At 71.7% G+C, this 16,729-nt stretch carries 17 protein-coding genes; 12 read left to right on the top strand and 5 right to left on the bottom strand.

Annotated features, from left to right (window positions below):
* Nucleotides 1-9: 9 nt before the first annotated feature.
* Nucleotides 10-2,292: an arylsulfatase gene (locus BM204_RS05345; protein ID WP_218031159.1), complete on the bottom strand. Its 2,283-nt coding sequence runs from the start codon at nt 2,290-2,292 to the stop codon at nt 10-12.
* 47 nt (nt 2,293-2,339) lie between these two features.
* Between BM204_RS05345 and BM204_RS05340 the strand changes: the two genes are divergently transcribed.
* Genes BM204_RS05340 through BM204_RS05320 form a run of 5 tightly spaced genes read left to right on the top strand, consistent with a single transcriptional unit; the run spans nt 2,340 to nt 5,904 of the window.
* The gene (locus BM204_RS05340) at nt 2,340-3,290 is read left to right on the top strand and encodes a bile acid:sodium symporter family protein (RefSeq protein ID WP_091111027.1); all 951 of its coding nucleotides are present in this window, start codon (nt 2,340-2,342) and stop codon (nt 3,288-3,290) included.
* A gap of 55 nt (nt 3,291-3,345) precedes the next feature.
* Nucleotides 3,346-3,894 (top strand): DUF4333 domain-containing protein, encoded by a 549-nt coding sequence (locus tag BM204_RS05335; RefSeq protein ID WP_170259097.1) that lies wholly within the window; start codon nt 3,346-3,348, stop codon nt 3,892-3,894.
* On the top strand, nt 3,891-4,523 hold the full coding sequence (locus BM204_RS05330; RefSeq protein WP_091111024.1) for a class I SAM-dependent methyltransferase: 633 nt from the start codon (nt 3,891-3,893) through the stop codon (nt 4,521-4,523). The genes BM204_RS05335 and BM204_RS05330 overlap by 4 nt, the downstream gene beginning before the upstream one ends.
* Nucleotides 4,520-5,209 carry an NAD-dependent deacylase gene (locus BM204_RS05325; protein WP_246166072.1) on the top strand — a complete coding sequence of 230 codons (690 nt, stop codon included), beginning with the start codon at nt 4,520-4,522 and terminating at the stop codon, nt 5,207-5,209. The genes BM204_RS05330 and BM204_RS05325 overlap by 4 nt, the downstream gene beginning before the upstream one ends.
* On the top strand, nt 5,206-5,904 hold the full coding sequence (locus tag BM204_RS05320; protein ID WP_091111021.1) for a hypothetical protein: 699 nt from the start codon (nt 5,206-5,208) through the stop codon (nt 5,902-5,904). Before BM204_RS05325 ends, BM204_RS05320 begins: the two co-directional genes overlap by 4 nt.
* A gap of 4 nt (nt 5,905-5,908) precedes the next feature.
* On the opposite strand, the gene BM204_RS05315 is transcribed toward BM204_RS05320, so the two are convergent.
* A complete protein-coding gene (locus BM204_RS05315; protein WP_091111020.1) occupies nt 5,909-6,814 on the bottom strand; it encodes a LysR substrate-binding domain-containing protein in 906 nt (301 codons plus the stop codon).
* A 102-nt stretch (nt 6,815-6,916) separates the two neighbouring features.
* Between BM204_RS05315 and BM204_RS05310 the strand changes: the two genes are divergently transcribed.
* The 4 genes from BM204_RS05310 (at nt 6,917) to thpR (ending at nt 10,627) form a co-directional block, all read left to right on the top strand.
* The gene (locus BM204_RS05310; RefSeq protein WP_246166075.1) at nt 6,917-7,903 is read left to right on the top strand and encodes a YeiH family protein; all 987 of its coding nucleotides are present in this window, start codon (nt 6,917-6,919) and stop codon (nt 7,901-7,903) included.
* A gap of 9 nt (nt 7,904-7,912) precedes the next feature.
* Nucleotides 7,913-9,058, top strand: a complete 1,146-nt coding sequence (locus tag BM204_RS05305; protein ID WP_091111018.1) for an acyl-CoA dehydrogenase family protein — start codon at nt 7,913-7,915, stop codon at nt 9,056-9,058.
* A gap of 254 nt (nt 9,059-9,312) precedes the next feature.
* Complete coding sequence (locus BM204_RS05300) at nt 9,313-10,044, top strand: VIT1/CCC1 transporter family protein (RefSeq protein WP_091111017.1); 732 nt, start codon at nt 9,313-9,315, stop codon at nt 10,042-10,044.
* A gap of 1 nt (nt 10,045) precedes the next feature.
* Nucleotides 10,046-10,627, top strand: coding sequence for an RNA 2',3'-cyclic phosphodiesterase (thpR, locus tag BM204_RS05295; RefSeq protein ID WP_091111015.1), 582 nt, complete (start codon nt 10,046-10,048; stop codon nt 10,625-10,627).
* Here thpR and pntB read toward each other — a convergent pair.
* The 3 genes from pntB to upp form a co-directional block, all read right to left on the bottom strand.
* Entirely contained in the window at nt 10,624-12,102 is a 1,479-nt protein-coding gene (pntB, locus tag BM204_RS05290) for a Re/Si-specific NAD(P)(+) transhydrogenase subunit beta (RefSeq protein ID WP_091111013.1), read from the bottom strand. The two genes, thpR and pntB, sit on opposite strands and share 4 nt — an antisense overlap.
* A gap of 1 nt (nt 12,103) precedes the next feature.
* Nucleotides 12,104-13,630 (bottom strand): Re/Si-specific NAD(P)(+) transhydrogenase subunit alpha, encoded by a 1,527-nt coding sequence (locus tag BM204_RS05285; RefSeq protein WP_091111012.1) that lies wholly within the window; start codon nt 13,628-13,630, stop codon nt 12,104-12,106.
* Between the two features lie 106 nt (nt 13,631-13,736).
* Complete coding sequence (upp, locus tag BM204_RS05280; RefSeq protein WP_091111010.1) at nt 13,737-14,378, bottom strand: uracil phosphoribosyltransferase; 642 nt, start codon at nt 14,376-14,378, stop codon at nt 13,737-13,739.
* An 88-nt stretch (nt 14,379-14,466) separates the two neighbouring features.
* On the opposite strand from upp, the gene BM204_RS05275 reads away from it, so the two are divergent.
* The 3 genes from BM204_RS05275 (at nt 14,467) to BM204_RS05265 (ending at nt 16,729) form a co-directional block, all read left to right on the top strand.
* Complete coding sequence (locus BM204_RS05275) at nt 14,467-14,952, top strand: tRNA adenosine deaminase-associated protein (protein WP_091111008.1); 486 nt, start codon at nt 14,467-14,469, stop codon at nt 14,950-14,952.
* Nucleotides 14,953-14,978: 26 nt separating this feature from the next.
* Nucleotides 14,979-15,410, top strand: coding sequence for a nucleoside deaminase (locus tag BM204_RS05270; RefSeq protein ID WP_091111240.1), 432 nt, complete (start codon nt 14,979-14,981; stop codon nt 15,408-15,410).
* Between the two features lie 74 nt (nt 15,411-15,484).
* Nucleotides 15,485-16,729, top strand: a complete 1,245-nt coding sequence (locus BM204_RS05265) for a hypothetical protein (RefSeq protein WP_143099659.1) — start codon at nt 15,485-15,487, stop codon at nt 16,727-16,729.

The raw sequence follows: 16,729 nt of genomic DNA, 5'->3' as shown, positions 1-16,729 counted from the left end.
AGCCGCTCTCTAGTCCGAGGCCAGGGCGCTGCGCAGGAGCGTGCCGTCGTCCGGCCGCGCTCCCGGGCGGCCACTGCGCAGGTCGACGCGTTGCAGGTCGCCGGTGAAGACGAACGGTGGGCTGTAGTCGGCGCACACCGCCAGCCCGCGGTCGCGTCCGATCAGCAGACCGGTCCCGGAGGTCGAGAGGTTGGGCAGGAACATCAGTCCGGCGAAGGGCGCCCGTGCGCACTCGCTGTCGTCGACGTGCAGGGACACCGAAGCGTCGCGACCTGGCGTGTAGCGCAGGCTCACCACGTGCCGCCCCGGCGCCAGCGCGTCCTGACCGAAGAGTCGCGTGGTGGTGTCGAGCATGGCGAACGTCGCCACCGGGTGTCCGTCGAGCAGGTAGCAGGCCCAGCCGCCGTGACGGTCGCCGATCGCGACGAGGATCCCCTCGTCTCCGGCCGCGACGACGACCTCGGCGCTGAGCTCGAAGCCGCCCACGAGCGAGGGCATCTGGGTGGTCGGGACGGGCCCGCCGCCCGGTGTGTACGTCGTGTGGTGCGGTTGCGCGAACTCGCCCGGATGCATGTGGGCCATCGACTCGGGGAACTCGAAGAGCGGCAGGACCTGGTTGCGACCGGCCTCGGCCCACCACAGCTGCTCGAGCCGCTTGACGACCTCGGGGTGCGCTCCGGCAAGATCCTGGGACTCGGAGAAGTCGTCGGTCAGCCGGAACAGCGACCAGCGGTCGGTGTCGAAGTCGAAGCTGCCGGGGATCACGTCGCGTTCCCCGAACTGCTGGGCGACGTGGTCGGTCACGGCTTTCCAGCCGTCGAGGTACATCGCCCGCGAGCCCATCATCTCGAAGTACTGCAGCGGCCGGTGCTCGGCTGCCGCGGCGTTGTCGAAGGAGGGCAGCAGCGAGGCACCGTCGACCGGCTGCTGGGTGACGCCGTCGACGGCCACCGGCACGGGGACCCCTGCTGCGTCCAGGACGGTGCTGAAGATGTCGACCGCGTGGCAGAACTGCTCGCGCACCCCGCCCGGGTCGGTGATCCGCGCTCCCCACCGGACGACGAGCGGGGTGCGAACTCCGCCCAGCCAGGCGTGCCGCTTCCAGAGCCGCAGCGGGGTGTTGCCGGCCCACGCCCAGCCGAAGGGGTAGTGGTTGTAGGCATCGTGGCCACCGATCTCGTCGGTGCGCGCGATGGCGTCCTCGACGGGCTCGGTCTGGCCGAGCCAGCCCGCGGCCTCGTTCATGGTCCCGGTGACGCCGCCCTCGGCGCTGGCGCCGTTGTCGGAGAGGACCGTCACGATGGTGTCCTCGGCGATGCCGCGTTCCTCGAGGTAGGTGAAGAGGAGGCCGAGGTGGTGGTCGGTGTGGGTCATGAAGCCGGCGAACACCTCCATGTAGCGGGCGAAGAGCCGACGCTGGTCCTCCGGGAGTCCCTCCCACTCGGGCACCCACGAGGGGCGTGGGGTCAGGACGGTCCCGTCGGGGACGACACCGGCGGCCAGCTGGCGGGCGAAGACCCGCTCGCGCCAGGCCTCCCATCCGTCGTCGAACTCGCCAGCATAGGGCGTCACCCACTCCTCGCTCACCTGGTGAGGTGCGTGGGCGGCGCCGGTCGCGAGGTGCAGGAAGAAGGGCTTGCGCGCCTCGGCCTGCTGCTGGTCCTGGACCATCCGGATCGCCTCGTCGACGAGGTCCTCGGTCAGGTGGTAGCCCTCCTCGGGGGTCCGTGGCGGCTCGACCGGGGTGTTGTCACGGACCAGCTCGGGCGCCCACTGGCTGGTCTCCGCGCCGAGGAACCCGTAGAAGCGCTCGAAGCCCATCCCGAGGGGCCACCGGTGGAACGGCCCAGCGGCGGAGTACTCCGGCTGCGGGGTCAGGTGCCACTTGCCGACCGACATCGTGTTGTAGCCGGCGTCGCGCAGCACGCGCGCCAGCATCGCGGCCGACGGGGGGATGCGCCCGGTGTAGCCCGGGAAGCCGAGCGAGGCCTCCTCGGTGAGTCCCATGCCGACCGCGTGGTGATTGCGCCCGGTGTGCAGCGCGGCGCGGGTCGAGGAGCACACCGAGGTGACGTGGAAGCGGTTGTAGCGCAGACCCTGGCTCGCCAGCCGATCGATGTTCGGGGTGCGGATCGTGGCCCCGAAGCAGCCGAGCTGGGCGAACCCGACGTCGTCGAGGACCACCATCACGACGTTCGGCGCCCCGGCGGGTGCCTGGGGGTAGCCGACGAACCGCGGCTGGGAGCTGTCGACACGGGAGGTGACGATCTGGGCGGTTCGAGGGTCGGTCACGCCGGGACTCTAGCGCTGGAAGGCCTCATCTGTCAGTCTTGTGTCACATGACACTCCACTGCCAGTTGGTGCAGCTGGTCGACATCGACCAGTTGAGCCTCGAGCTGCCCCAGAGCTTCCAGCTCGCCGTGAAGATCGTGGTCGGGCTCTTCCTGTTCGGGGTCGCCCTCGACACCCGGGCAGAGGATCTTCGTGACGTGGTCCGCCGTCCCTGGGTGATGGCCATCGGCCTCGCGGCGCAGTACGCCGTCGCGCCCGGGTTGGCCCTGCTTCTCACCCTCGCCCTCGGCGTCCGCGGCTCGATCGCGATCGGCATGCTGCTCGTGGCCTGCTGCCCGGCCGGCAACCTGTCCAACCTGCTCACCCACCGCGCCCGCGGCGACGTGGCCCTCTCCATCTCGCTGACCGGGCTGTCCAACCTCCTCGCCGTCGTGCTGACGCCCCTGTCCTTCGCCTTCTGGTCCGGTCTCAACCCCGCCGCCGCCGATCTCCTGCGCGACGTCTCGATCGACCCCTGGACGCTGATGGTCGAGGTCGCGCTGCTCATCGGGCTGCCCTTCGCGCTCGGCATGTTCGCGGCCTGGCGGTGGCCGGCGATGGCGGCCCGCGCTCGGAAGGTCGTCGAGCCCGGCACCCTGGTGCTGCTGCTCTTCGTCGTGGTCGGCGGCGCCGCCGCCCAGATGGACGTGCTCGTCAACTACCTCGGTCTGGTCGCCGTGCCGATCGTCGCCCACAACGCCCTGGCCCTCGGCGTCGGCTACGTGACCGGCCGCGCGTGTCGTCTCCCGTCCGCGGGCGTCAGGGCGATGACCTTCGAGCTGGGCGTGCGCAACACCGCCCTCGGTGTGGTGCTCGCCCTCGCCTTCTTCTCCGACCTCGGCGGGGTCGTGTTCGTCGCCGCCCTGTGGGGCCTGTGGGACGTCGCCACCGGGCTGGCCCTTGCGAGCTGGTGGCGGCGGCGGACGGTGCGCCCGGCCGAGCCGGCCGCCGTCGGCTGAGCCGCAACGACGGGGTCCTGCTCCCCGCGCGGGCGCAGGGTGTCATCGTGTGACCGTGAGCGCATTCTCGTGGCGTGCCGCCGCCCGCCGCCCCGTGTCGACGGCTGCGGCCACCGCACTGCTGGCGACCCTCTCGGCGTGTGGAGAGCCGCCGGAGGACGCCGCAGCCCCGAGCATCAGCCAGAGCGAGCTGGAGTCACAGGTCGCCGGCATGTATCCCGCGAAGGACGACACGACGACCGTGCGGGTGACGTGCGAGGGCGAGCTCCCCGCGACGAGAGGTGCCGCCGAGGAGTGTCGTGTCCAGGTCGACCGGCAGCGGGCCACGGTCCGCGTGAGCGTCACCGAGGTCGTCGCCGAGGAGGTCCGCATCGACAGCGTGCTCGTGGTCTCCGCCGACCGGGTCGCCCAGGAGCTGCTCGAGGCGCTGACCGGGGAGGAGTTCGTCGTCGACGAGGTGGTCTGCCCCGACGAGCTCCTCGGCAGGGTCGGCGAGCAGCTGACCTGCACGGTCACGCCCAACACCGGCTCGGGCAAGGTCATCGCGACGGTGACGAAGATCCGTGGCCTGCGCGTCGACTTCGACTACGCGGTGGCCCCATGAGTCTCTGGGAACGCATCGCGACCGAGACCAACGGCGAGGCCTACGCCACGGCGTACGCCGAGCGGTTCCGCGCCCTCGCGGCCGACGGCTCCGACATCCACGGCGAGGCGGGGCTGGTGACCGCTCTGGCGGGACCGCCCCCGGCGCGGGTGCTGGATGCCGGTTGCGGCACGGGTCGGATCGCGGTGCACCTCGCGAGCCTGGGTTTCGAGGTGGTGGGGGCCGACGTCGACGCGTCCATGCTGCGCGTCGCGGAGCAGGAGGCGCCGACGCTGGACTGGCGTGTGGTCGACCTGGCCACGATGGACCTCGGGCAGCTCTTCGACCTGTTGCTGGTCGCCGGCAACGTGATCCCACTGCTCGAGCCCGGGACCCTCGATGCGGTCGCTGCCCGCCTCGCTGCGCACACGGACGGCGGCGGACTGGTCGTCTGCGGCTTCGGGCTCGACGAGGACCACCTCCCGGGCGACTGCCCGGTGACGCCGCTCGCCGACGTCGACGCGGCGTTCTCGCGCGCCGGCCTGCAGCCGGTCGAGCGCTGGGCGACGTGGGATCGTGGTCCATGGGTCGACGGTGGTGGCTACGTCGTGACGTCGCACCGCCGAGCGCCGCCGGGGGACCAGCCGTGAGGATCGTGGTGCTCACCGGCGCCGGCATCTCCGCCGAGAGCGGGGTGCCGACCTTCCGTGACGCCGACGGTCTCTGGGAGGGCCACCGGGTCGAGGACGTCGCGACCCCGGAGGCCTACGACCTCAAGCCGACGACCGTGCATCGCTTCTACGACGCCCGCCGCGCCGCGCTGCTCCTGGTCGAGCCCAACCAGGCCCACCACGCGCTGGCCCGCCTCGAGGAGTCCTTCGGCGAGCAGCTGCTCGTCGTCACGCAGAACATCGACGACCTCCACGAGCGCGCCGGGTCGAGCCGGGTCCTGCACATGCACGGCGAGCTGAACTCGGCGCTGTGTCGTGGGTGTCGCCAGCGCAGCCCGTGGACCAGCGACCTCGTCGACCACCCGCCCTGCCCGCGCTGCGGCGTGAGCGAGCTGCGCCCCGACGTCGTGTGGTTCGGCGAGATCCCCTACGAGATGGAACGCATCCACCACGCGCTGCTCCGTGCCGACCTGTTCGTGTCGATCGGGACCTCGGGTGCCGTCTACCCGGCGGCCGGCTTCGTGCAGGCCGCGGCGTCCTACGGCGCACGCACCCTGGAGCTCAACCTGCAGCCCAGCGAGGGCACCGACTTCTTCGCCGAGGCGCGCCACGGGCCCGCCGGCGAGCTGGTGCCGGCATGGGTGGAGAGCCTGCTCAGTCGATGAGAGGCCCGAGCCGTGCGGTCCCGGGCGCGTCCCTGCTCATGCTCCCGCTGGTCTTGTCACTGGGCCTGTCACTGGTCGGTTGCGCCGGCTTCGAGGAGGAGACGCCGCTGTCGGTGCTCGCCGCCGCGGAGTCCGACATGGCCGACTTGTCGTCGATGCGGCTGCGCACGACCGAGTACGCCGGCGGCGTGAAGGAGACGAGGGACCTGGTCGTCACCCGGGCCGGTGACTGCGCGGGCACCGTCACGACGGCGGGCGCCAGCGTCCAGGTGCTCCGTGTGTCCGGCGAGGTGTGGATCCGTCCCGACGAGGGCTACTGGCCACTGGTCTTCGAGGGCCCGCTGGTCGCCAACCTCGGCGACACCTGGATCCGCCTCACCTCCTCAGCCGAGCTCGACCGGTTCTGCGACATCGACGCCCCCTACCGAGCCTTCGTCGGCAGTCCTCGGGACCTGACGTGGCTCAACACCGGACCCGGCGAGCTCGCCGGCGTCGCCGTCGTACGGCTCGAGGGGGCGCGTGACGACGGCACCCGCGTGGGCGTGGCGGTGACCGTCGACGAGCCGCATCGGATCGTCGCGATGGAGCTGGGTGGCGCCGGTCGCGGCAGCGCCGAGCTCTACGGCTTCGACGACGGCACCCTGGTCGAGCCTCCGGACCCCGGGGACGTCGTGCAGGTGGACGACCTGCGCTGAAACCCTAGGACCCGCCCTGGGCCCTCGCGATCGCCAGCAGTTCCGCGCTGGCGCCGCTGGGGCGGCGGCTCGGCAGCCACACGGCACGCAGCGCGCGGGTCAGGTCCAGGTCTCGCACCGCTACGACGACCAGCTGGCCGGTCATCACCTCCGCGACCACGGACAGCTCACTGAGGACGGCCGGGGTCTCGCCCTCGCTCGCCGCAGCCTTCAGGGCCGCTGTGCTGGCCAGCTCGAGCTGGGCCGCACCGAGCGCCAGCCCGGCCTTGGCCAGGGCGCGCTCGAGCGTCTCGCGCGTGCCGGAGCCGGCCTCGCGCAGCGCCAGGTCGGCGGCGACGAGGTCGGCGGGGCGCAGGGGGGTGCGCCGACGGGCCCAGGGGTGGGACGGGGCGACGACCACCACGAGGGTGTCGCGGGCCACGACGGTCGAGGTGACCGTGCGCGGCACGGACGGCGACTCGACGAACCCCAGCGAGGCGCGGCCGGCGAGGACCTGGTCGAGCACCCGCCCGGAGTTCCCGACGTCGAGGCTGACGTGCTGGTCCGGGTGGGCGCGACGGAAGGCCGCGAGCCAGCGGGGCGCGAGGTACTCCGCCACCGTCAGGCTCGCCGACACCGTCAGCTGGGCTGCCTGCTCGGCGACCAGCGACCGGGCACCGAGGGCGACGCGATCGAGGGCCGTCAGCGCGTCCCGGGCCCAGGCCGCGACGACCTGGCCTTCGGTGGTGAGCCGGGAGCCGCTGGTGCTGCGCACGAGGAGCCGGAGGTCGAGACGGCGCTCGAGGCGTGTGAGGGATCTGCTGGCGTTGGGCTGCGCCATCGACATCGCCCGTGCGGCGGCGCCGAGCGATCCGGTCTCCGCGACGCGCACGAGCAGCTCGAGCGCCGTCACGTCCGGCCGCGTGGTCATGCCTGGACGATATGCCCTGACCCAGGCTCATATCAATAGGGCATGAGCATGGTCCCGGTTGAGGGCTACTGCAGCCGGAGCGGCACGACGAGACTCGACGCCATGGCCACCCTTCCCCGCTCGCTGCCCGGCCTGGGCCTCGCGGCAGCGGGCGCCGCCGTTTCTCTCGGGGTGCACGCGGTCGTGCCGGTGCTGAGCCCCACCCTCGTGGCGATCGTGCTGGGCCTGGTCGCGGCGACGGCCGGGGCGACCGCGGCGCCGGTGCTCGGACCCGGTCTCCAGGTCGCCTCACGGCGGCTGCTGCGGGTCGGGGTCGCACTGCTGGGGCTCCAGCTGGTCCTCTCCGACGTCGTCGGCCTCGGCTGGCCGGTGCTGCTCGTGGTCGTGGGCGTCGTGGGCGTCGGCATCCTGGGCAGCCTGGCGTTCGCGCGGGTGCTGGGGGTGCCGGCCGAGACAGCCCTGCTGGTCGCCGCCGGGTTCTCGATCTGTGGAGCAGCCGCGGTCGGGGCGCTCCAGGGTGTGCGTCGCTCCCGTGACGAGACGGTCGCCGTGGTCGTCTCCCTGGTCGTGGTCTTCGGCAGCCTGGCAATGTTCCTGGTGCCCCTGCTCGGCTCCTGGCTGGGCATCGGCGCCGAGGCGACCGGAGCCTGGGCCGGCGCGTCGGTCCACGAGGTGGGCCAGGTCGTCGTCGCCGGTGGCCTGGTCGGCGGAGGTGCGCTCCAGGTCGCCGTGGTCGTCAAGCTCGGACGGGTGCTCCTGCTGGCCCCCGTGCTGGCCGTGGTCTCGTGGCACGAGCGCCGCTCGGCCTCCTCCGTGGCCGGCATGCGGCCGCCGCTGGTGCCGCTCTTCGTGCTGGCCTTCGTGGGTCTGGTGGTGCTGCGCTCCACCCTCCCCGTGCCTGAGCTCGTCCTCGCGTCGGCCGGGGCCGTGCAGTCGGCCGCGCTCGCGGCGGCGATGTTCGCCCTCGGGTGCTCGCTGCGGCCGGCGACCCTTCGTCGTACGGCGGCTCCGGTGGTGGTGCTCGCCGCCGGCGCGACCGTCCTGGTCCTCGCGCTGGGCCTTCCTGCGGCTTACGTTACCCATCGGTAGGATGGGGTCATGAAGCGCGAGATCTACGACGAGGACCACGAGTCATTCCGAGCGTCCGTCAAGGAGTTCCTGGACCGGTCGGTGGTGCCCCACGTCGAGCAGCACGCCATCGACAAGGCGCTGCCGCGCGAGTTCTGGCTCGAGGCCGGCAAGCAGGGCTTCCTCGGCCTGGAGATCCCTGAGCAGTACGGCGGCGCGGAGGCGGGCGACTACCGGTTCAACGCGGTCATGGCCGAGGAGCTCTCCAAGGTCAACGCCGCGCTCGGCTCGTGCTGGGGCATCCACGCCGACATCACCGCGCCCTACATCGTCGGGCTCTGCAACGACGAGCAGAAGCAGCGTTGGCTGCCCGGCGTCGCCGCGGGCGAGATGCTGCTCGCCATCGGCATGACCGAGCCGTCCGGGGGCTCCGACCTGGCCGCTCTCAAGTCCACCGCCGTCCGCGACGGTGACGACTGGGTGGTCAACGGCTCCAAGACCTTCATCACCAACGGCTACTCCGCCGACCTGGTCGTCACCGCGGTCCGCACGAGCCCGGAGAAGAAGGCCAAGGGCATCACGCTCTTCGCGCTGCCCACCGCGGCCGAGGGCTTCGGTCGGGGCCGCAAGCTCGACAAGGTCGGTCAGGACGAGTCCGACACCGCCGAGCTCAACTTCTCGAACCTCCGCGTCACCGACGACGACATCGTCGGCGAGCTCGACAACGGCTTCATCCACATGATGCAGAACCTCCCGCAGGAGCGGCTCGGCTGCGCGATCTCCAACCTCGCCCACGTCAAGCAGATCCTCGGCGAGACCATCGCCTACTCGATCGATCGCAAGGCCTTCGGGGCCAGCATCGGCTCGTTCCAGCACAACAAGTTCCTCATCGCCGAGCTGGTCACCCAGATCGAGGTCACCCAGGCCTACGTCGACCAGTGCGTGCTCGCGCACACCAAGAAGGAGCTCACGCCGGTCGACGCGGCCAAGGCCAAGTGGTGGACCTCCCAGGTGCAGAACGACGTCCTCGACCACTGCGTCCAGCTGCACGGCGGCTACGGCTTCATGAACGAGTATCGCGTCGCGCGCGCCTGGCGCGACGCCCGCGTCTCCAAGATCTGGGCCGGCTCCAACGAGATCATGAAGGAGCTCATCGGGCGGGACCTGGGGCTCTGAGTCCAGCGCCAGCCCGCCGTCGTACGCCGCCGTGCGTCCCGCCGTCGTACGTCGCGTGCGGAACGTCGGCAGTTCGGCGCGCTTGCGCTCGAGGTCACGCACAGACCGGCCGGGCCGGTCGCGAACTGCCCGGGGAAGTTGGCGGACAGGTGTGAGGAGTCCCCGGATGTCCGGGTACTCATGCATCCCGCCGACACCCCCAGCCCAGCCTCGCCTTCCTTGCGAGCCCCCGAGCGACCTAGGAAGATCGACCCATGAGTGCTGAGACAGTCGACGTCGAGGTCGGGCCCCACGACGACGAGCCGCACGGCGAGGGGATGCGCAGCCGGCTCAACTGGCTGCGCGCGGGAGTCCTCGGCGCCAACGACGGCATCGTGTCGACGGCCGGGCTCGTGGTCGGCGTCGCCGGTGCCACGACCGACCGCACGGCCATCGTCGTGGCCGGCGTCGCGGGACTGGTGGCGGGCGCGATGAGCATGGCGGCTGGTGAATACGTCTCGGTCAGCACCCAGCGCGACTCCGAGAAGGCGCTGCTGGAGAAGGAGCGCCGCGAGCTGCACGAGGAGCCCGACGAGGAGCTGGCCGAGCTGGCCGGGCTCTATCGGGACAAGGGCCTCGACGACACGACGGCGCTCGAGGTGGCCCGGCAGCTCACCGCCCACGACGCGCTCAGGGCCCATGCCGACATCGAGCTCGGCATCGACCCCGACGACCTCACCTCTGCCTGGAACGCCGCGTTCGCCTCGATGATCGCCTTCACGCTCGGGGCGCTGCTGCCGCTGCTGACGATCGCGTTCTTCCCGGAGTCCACCCGCGTCCTCGTCACGGTCGCCTCGGTGGCGCTCGCGCTCGCCCTCACCGGCTTCGCCAGCGCCCGCTTCGGCTACGGACCCGCCGGCCGCGCCGTCGCCCGCAACGTGGGCGGTGGGATCTTCGCCATGGTCATCACCTACGCGATCGGGACGCTGCTCGGCACCAACCTCTGACATGGGCCAGCGGATGTTCGTGGCCCTGGTGCCACCCGAGGACGTGCTGGGGCACCTCGAGGAGTTCCTCGCGGTCCGACGCGAGGCCGCGACCTTCCGGTGGTCGCTCCCGGAGCACCTGCACGTCACGCTGGCCTTCATGGCCTCGGTCCCGGAGCGCCGGCTCGACGACCTCGTCGAGCGGCTCGGCCTCGCGGCCGCCCGTCGTACGCCGTTCGCGACGCGGGTCGCCGGTGGTGGCGCGTTCCCCGACGTCGCCCGCGCCCGGGTGCTCTACGCCGGGCTGTCGCTGACCGAGGGCGTGCGCAAGGAGTTCGAGCGCCTGGCCGCGGGCACCCGCATCGCGGCGTCGACCGCCGGCACGCAGACCGACGGCCAGCGCTTCCACCCCCACGTGACGGTGGCCCGGTTGGGGCGGCCCACCGAGGTGACGCGCTGGGTGCAGCTGCTCGACGGCTACGAGGGACTGCCCTGGCAGGTCGACGAGGTCAGCCTGGTCGCCTCACACCTGGGTGAGGGGCCGCGCAAGCGGCCCCGCTACGAGGTCGTCGGGACCTTCCCCCTGGGTGGCGACGGCAGCTAGATGCTCGGCAACGCTCGCACGATGTCCTCGACCCGCTCCTTGGCATCGCCGAAGAGCATCCGTGAGTTGTCCTTGAAGAACAACGGGTTCTGGACGCCGGCATAGCCGGTGGCCATGGAGCGCTTGAAGACGATGACCTCGCGGGCGTTCCAGACCTCGAGGACGGGCATGCCGGCGATGGGTGAGCCGGGTTCGTCGAGGGCGGCGGGGTTGACGGTGTCGTTGGCGCCGATGACGAGGACCACGTCGGTGGTGGGGAAGTCGGCGTTGATCTCGTCCATCTCGAGGACGATGTCGTAGGGCACGCGGGCCTCGGCGAGCAGGACGTTCATGTGCCCGGGCAGGCGTCCGGCGACCGGGTGGATCCCGAACCGTACGTCGATCCCGCGGGCGCGCAGCTTGGCCGTCAGCTCGGCGACGGGGTACTGCGCCTGGGCGACCGCCATCCCGTAGCCCGGTGTGATGACGACCGACGAAGCACCGGCGAGCAGCTCGGCAGCCTCAGCCGCAAGGATCTCGCGGTGCTCGCCGTAGTCGCGGGCCTCCCCGGAGATGGCGCCGTCGGAGCCGAAGCCACCGGCGATGACGGAGATGAACGAGCGGTTCATCGCCTTGCACATGATGTAGGACAGGATCGCGCCGGAGGAGCCGACGAGGGAGCCGGTGATGATCAACAGGTCGTTGTCGAGCAGGAAGCCGGCGGCAGCGGCGGCCCAGCCGGAGTAGCTGTTGAGCATCGAGACGACGACCGGCATGTCGCCGCCGCCGATGGCGGCGACCAGGTGGAAGCCGAGCAGCAGCGCGAGCGCGGTCATGAGCAGCAGCGGCCAGATCCCAGGGGAGGTGCCGTTGTCGGTGTGGGGAGTGTTCATGAACCACACCAGCAGCGCGACCGAGAGCACGATGATCGCGAGGTTGAGCAGGTGGCGACCGGGCAGCGCGAGCGGCGTCGACTTCATCCGCGCGCTGAGCTTGAGGTTCGCGACGATCGAGCCGGTGAGGGTGACGGCGCCGATGAAGACGCCGATGAAGACCTCGACCTCGTGGATCGCACCCAGCGACCCGGTGGTCGGGGCCTCGGGGTCGAGGAAGGAGTTGATGCCGACCAGCACGGCGGCGAGGCCGACGAAGCTGTGCAGGATCGCGACCAGCTCGGGCATCTGGGTCATCTCGACGGTGCGGGCACGCCAGGCGCCGATCGCGGCGCCGATGGCCATCGCGACGACGATCACCGCGAGCGTCGAGCCCAGGCCGCGCCAGTGGTCGAGCGGGTCGGGCAGCTCGGCCTGGCGCGCCGCGAGGAGCACGGTGGCGACCAGCGCGATGCCCATGCCGGCCATGCCGGCGAGGTTGCCGCGCTTGGCCGTCTCGTGCTTGGACAGCCCGGCGAGGGCGCCGACGAAGAGCACCGCGGCGATGATGTAGCCGCCCTGCACCAGCCCTGGCAGCCGGTCGGAGGTGAGGAGGTCGCTCATGTCAGTCCTTCCGGAACATCTCGAGCATCCGGAGGGTCACGAGGAACCCGCCGAAGATGTTGATGCTGGCGACGAGCACGGCCACGGTGGCGAGGATCGCGATCGCCGGGTTGGTGCTGCCCACCTGGAGGACGCCGCCGACCAGGATGATCCCGGAGATGGCGTTGGTCTCGCTCATGAGTGGGGTGTGCAGGGCGTGCGCCACGTTGGAGATCACGTAGTAGCCGACGAAGACCGCCAGGGCGAAGACCGTGAAGTGGTTCAGGAACACCGCCGGCGCGTAGGCCGCGAGCGCCAGGAACGTGACGGCGCCCAGCGCCGCGGCGTACGTCTTGCGACGGGGGTCGGGCGGTGGTTTCGGCGCGACCGGCTCCGCGGGCGGTGCGGCGGCGACCGGTGCCGCCGAGACCTGCACGGGCGGGGGCGGCCACATCAGGGTGCCGTCGTGGACGACGGTGATGCCGCGCTGGACGACGTCGTCGAAGTCGAGGGTGAGCTGACCGTCCTTGCCCGGGGTCAGCAGCTTGAAGAGGTTGACGACGTTGGTGCCGTAGAGCTGCGAGGTCTGCGCGGCCAGCCGGGAGGCGAGGTCGGTGAAGCCCAGGACGGTGACGAGGTTGTCGGTGACGACGCGCTCGTCGGTCACGGTCAGCTCGCAGTTGCCTCCGTTGGCCGCGGCCATGTCGACGATGACGGAGCCGTTGCGCATCGCAGCGACGGTCTCGGCCCGCACGAGCACCGGCGCGGGTCGTCCGGGGATCAACGCAGTGGTGATGACGATGTCGGCGGCGCGCACCTCCTCGTCGTACATCGCTGCCGTGGCGGCCTCCTGCTCAGCAGTCATCTCCTGGGCATAGCCGTCGGAGCTGACCTCCTGGGTCATGTCGACGGTGACGAACTGGGCGCCCATCGACTCGACCTGCTCGGCGACCTCGGGGCGTACGTCGAACGCGCGGACGATCGCGCCCATCGACCCGGCCGCGCCGATCGCGGCGAGCCCGGCCACCCCGGCGCCGACGACGAAGACCTTCGCGGGCGGGACCTTCCCGGCCGCGGTCACCTGACCGGTGAACTGGCGTCCGAAGGCATGGGCGGCCTCGATGACCGCGCGGTAGCCCGCGACGTTGGCCATGGAGGAGAGCACGTCCAACGACTGCGCGCGCGAGATCCGGGGCACGGCATCCATCGCCAGGGCGGTCACGCCGGCTGCGGTCAGCTGCTCCACGAGCTCGGGGCTGCGCGCGGGTGCCATCAGCGACACGATCGTGGCGGAGGGACGCAGCAGCCCGATCTCGGCCGGCGTCGGGGCGTTGACCTTGACGATGACGTCGCACGACCAGGCGTCGTCGGCGGAGCCCACCGTGATGTCCGCGGCCTCGAAGGCGCTGTCCGGCTGGTCGGCGAGGAATCCCGCGCCGGACTCGACGACGACCTCGTAGCCGAGTGTCGTCAGCTGAGCAGCGGTGATCGCGGTGGCAGCGACGAGGGTCTCGCCGGCCTTGGACTCGCGCGGGATGCCGATGCGCACGGATACCTCCTGGGGGTTGACCGTGGGTCAACCTACACAGGGGGTCAGGTGACCGGGGTCGCGTCCGCTGCCTGGGCGGACCGCGAGGTCACATGTCCGCCGACGCTCAGTGCGCCAGCCCGTAGAGCCGGTCGCCGGCGTCGCCGAGGCCGGGCACGATGTAGCCCTTCTCGTTGAGCCTCTCGTCCATGGCCGCCGTGACGATGGTGACCGGGACGTCGAGGCCGGACAAGTCGTCCTCGAGGCGCTGGCAGCCCTCGGGAGCGGCGAGCAGGCAGATCGCGGTGATGTCGTCGGCGCCACGGTCGGTGAGGAACCTGATGGCGGCCGCGAGCGTGCCACCGGTCGCGAGCATCGGGTCCAGGACATAGCACTGGCGGCCCGAGAGGTCTTCCGGAAGGCGCTCGGCGTACGTCGACGCCTCGAGCGTCTCCTCGTTGCGCATCATCCCCAGGAAGCCGACCTCGGCCGTCGGCAGCAGCCGCATCATCCCGTCGAGCATGCCCAGCCCGGCCCGGAGGATCGGCACGACCAGCGGCTTGGGCGAGGCCAGCTTGACCCCGGTGGTCGGGGAGACGGGCGTCTGGATGTCGTGCGGGTCGACGCGGACGTCGCGGGTGGCCTCGTAGGCCAGCAGCGTGACGAGCTCGTCGGTCAGCGCCCGGAAGGTCGGCGAGTCCGTGTGGATGTCGCGCAGCGTGGTCAGCTTGTGGGCGACGAGCGGGTGGTCGACGACGTGGGTGCGCATGGCGAAACCCTAATGGGCGGGCTGGCCCCGGTGCCTCTGGCGTGCCACTCTGGTCGGGCGACATCCACCGGCAGGACGGAGGGCAGTGATGACCGAGCAGCACGACGGCATCGACTACGCCCTGGCCGCCTACCGTGAGGAAGGCGTCTGGCAGGTCCAGGAGATGGTGACCGACCACCTCGTGGACGTCGACGCCCTCGCCCAGGCCCTGCGTCGCTTCCCCGGGGACGGGGGAGCCGTCGGCATGGTGTCCATCGACGAGGATTTCTTCCTCATCGTCCGGGTGGCCGGTGCGAGCACCCGCGTGCTGCTCTCCGACATCACCGCCGCCGACGAGTGGGAGATGGCCGGATCGGCCGTCGACTTCCTCCACCTGCCGATGCCCGAGGACGACGACGAGCCCGCCCCGGCCGGTGACCTCGACCTGCTCGGCGACCTCGGCCTGCAGGCGATGGACCTGGCGATCCTGCTCGACGACCTCGACCTCTTCCCCGACGACGCGCTCTCCGACATCGCCCGCGCCCTCGGGTTCGGTGAGCAGTTCGACGACGCAGTCGGCCTCACCAGCGCGTGAGCCCGACCGCCCCGTGGCGCGAGCCGATGCTCGCGGCCCTCGACGAGGCGCGCGCCGCGCTGGCCACGGGCGACGTGCCCATCGGTGCGGTCGTCCTCGATGCCTCAGGGGCCGAGGTCGCGACCGGGCGCAACGTCCGCGAGGCCGAGGGTGACCCGACCGGACACGCGGAGGTGGTCGCGCTCCGGGCCGCCGCCCGGACCCTGGGCGAGTGGCGCCTCGACGGCTGCACGCTCGTCGTGACCCTCGAACCCTGCACGATGTGTGCCGGGGCGGCCGTGCTGAGCCGGGTGTCCCGGATCGTCTTCGGCGCCTACGACGAGAAGGCCGGCGCCGTGGGCAGCCTGTGGGACGTCGTGCGCGACCGGCGGCTCAACCACCGGCCCGAGGTCGTCGCCGGGGTGCTCGCGACCGAGTCGACTGCGCTGCTCGACGACTTCTTCCGTGCTCGGCGGTGACGCCGTCGATGAATGGGCCGTGAACCCTCGTCATTGGGGCGCGCGATCATGCCCCGTGGGGTAACAATGGTGCTGTGCCCGGTCGGAGTCTTCTCGCAGTCCTCGCCGCGGTGGCCGCTGCCACCGTCGTGACGGCCGCGCCTGCCCAGGCCGAGGTCCGGGCCGACTCGACGGTCACCGTGCGCGGCACGTCCTTCCCCGAGGCCGGTGTCGGCTTCGCCTACGTCGGCTGCGACTCGCTCCACGAGCGTGGCGCCGAGACCCTCGCGCCGACCATCGGCTTCGGCCCCGCTCTGCCGCCGACCGGGATGCGTAGCCTCGGCTACGACCTCGAGGGCGGCTCGGCGATGGGCGCGCTCTTCTCGGTCGACTCGCTGCTCGACACGACCACCGCGAGCCTGGCGGCCTACGCCGAAGATGGCGGGAGCGGGGTGGCCTACGTCGGCTACCAGGCGCCGGCCGACGGGGGCACCAGTTCCGCGTGGTTCGGTCGGGCCGACCTGGTCCTCGCCCCGGGCGGCTGGCAGGAGGTCGACGCGACCGACCTGTTCTACCTCTGGTCCAAGCACGACATGACCACCGGCGCCCTGCTGGAGCAGGGACCAGAGCTCCCCTCCGACGTCGCCACCTTCACCGCTGCGCACGGCGGGGACGCGCCGGGGCTGTTCACCCTCGGCTACGGCTGCGACGGCGCGCCCTTCAACATGGACACGCTGCGCCTGGGCAGCCCGGGCGACGTGACGACGTACGACCTCGAGGGCATGACCACGGCGACCGACATGACTGGCGAGCGCGCCGCGATCACCGCGGGGGAGCAGCTCGCGCTGCGCGGCGCCCTCCGGGTGACCGAGGGCGGCACCCGGGTGCCCGGATCCAGCCTGATCCTCGAGCAGCAGGCGTTCGGCACGACGTTCTGGGAGACCGTCGACGTCGTCGACGGCGCCGAGCCCACGGTGACGGTGGAGCCGCTGCGGCGCACGCTCTACCGCTGGCGCTTCGTCGACCGGCCACTGGCGCAGGGCAGCGTCTCGTTGCCGTTCGTCGTCGAGGTCGCACCGGACGTCGATGCACGCATCGATGGTGACCGGGTCGTCGGCTCGGCGATCCCGGCCGAGCCCGGCACCCCCGTGACGCTGTGGCGATCGGTGGAGGGTCCGCTCGGCGGCGAGGCCACCGAGGCGGTCGCCCGCGGTCTCGTCGGTGAGGCCGGTGCGTTCGAGCTGGCGCTGCCCGAGGGTCGCGGTCGCTTCTTCGTCACGCTGCCGGCCGCGCCCGGGAGTCTCGCGGGCACCTCGGCGATCGTCCTGCCCCAGGGCTGA

This window comes from Nocardioides psychrotolerans (genome assembly GCF_900113685.1).
Lineage (GTDB): Bacteria > Actinomycetota > Actinomycetes > Propionibacteriales > Nocardioidaceae > Nocardioides > Nocardioides psychrotolerans.
This window is presented reverse-complemented; position numbering and strand designations above follow the sequence as displayed.

What these genes read in the sequence shown, in the direction of transcription:
- pntB (WP_091111013.1), bottom strand. Translation starts at nt 12,102, where the DNA reads ATGAGCGACCTCCTCACCTCCGACCGGCTGCCAGGGCTGGTGCAGGGC.
- BM204_RS05300 (WP_091111017.1), top strand. Translation starts at nt 9,313, where the DNA reads ATGAGTGCTGAGACAGTCGACGTCGAGGTCGGGCCCCACGACGACGAG.
- BM204_RS05305 (WP_091111018.1), top strand. Translation starts at nt 7,913, where the DNA reads ATGAAGCGCGAGATCTACGACGAGGACCACGAGTCATTCCGAGCGTCC.
- BM204_RS05315 (WP_091111020.1), bottom strand. Translation starts at nt 6,814, where the DNA reads ATGACCACGCGGCCGGACGTGACGGCGCTCGAGCTGCTCGTGCGCGTC.
- BM204_RS05270 (WP_091111240.1), top strand. Translation starts at nt 14,979, where the DNA reads ATGCTCGCGGCCCTCGACGAGGCGCGCGCCGCGCTGGCCACGGGCGAC.
- BM204_RS05320 (WP_091111021.1), top strand. Translation starts at nt 5,206, where the DNA reads ATGAGAGGCCCGAGCCGTGCGGTCCCGGGCGCGTCCCTGCTCATGCTC.
- thpR (WP_091111015.1), top strand. Translation starts at nt 10,046, where the DNA reads ATGGGCCAGCGGATGTTCGTGGCCCTGGTGCCACCCGAGGACGTGCTG.
- BM204_RS05275 (WP_091111008.1), top strand. Translation starts at nt 14,467, where the DNA reads ATGACCGAGCAGCACGACGGCATCGACTACGCCCTGGCCGCCTACCGT.
- BM204_RS05330 (WP_091111024.1), top strand. Translation starts at nt 3,891, where the DNA reads ATGAGTCTCTGGGAACGCATCGCGACCGAGACCAACGGCGAGGCCTAC.
- BM204_RS05310 (WP_246166075.1), top strand. Translation starts at nt 6,917, where the DNA reads ATGGCCACCCTTCCCCGCTCGCTGCCCGGCCTGGGCCTCGCGGCAGCG.
- BM204_RS05340 (WP_091111027.1), top strand. Translation starts at nt 2,340, where the DNA reads ATGACACTCCACTGCCAGTTGGTGCAGCTGGTCGACATCGACCAGTTG.
- upp (WP_091111010.1), bottom strand. Translation starts at nt 14,378, where the DNA reads ATGCGCACCCACGTCGTCGACCACCCGCTCGTCGCCCACAAGCTGACC.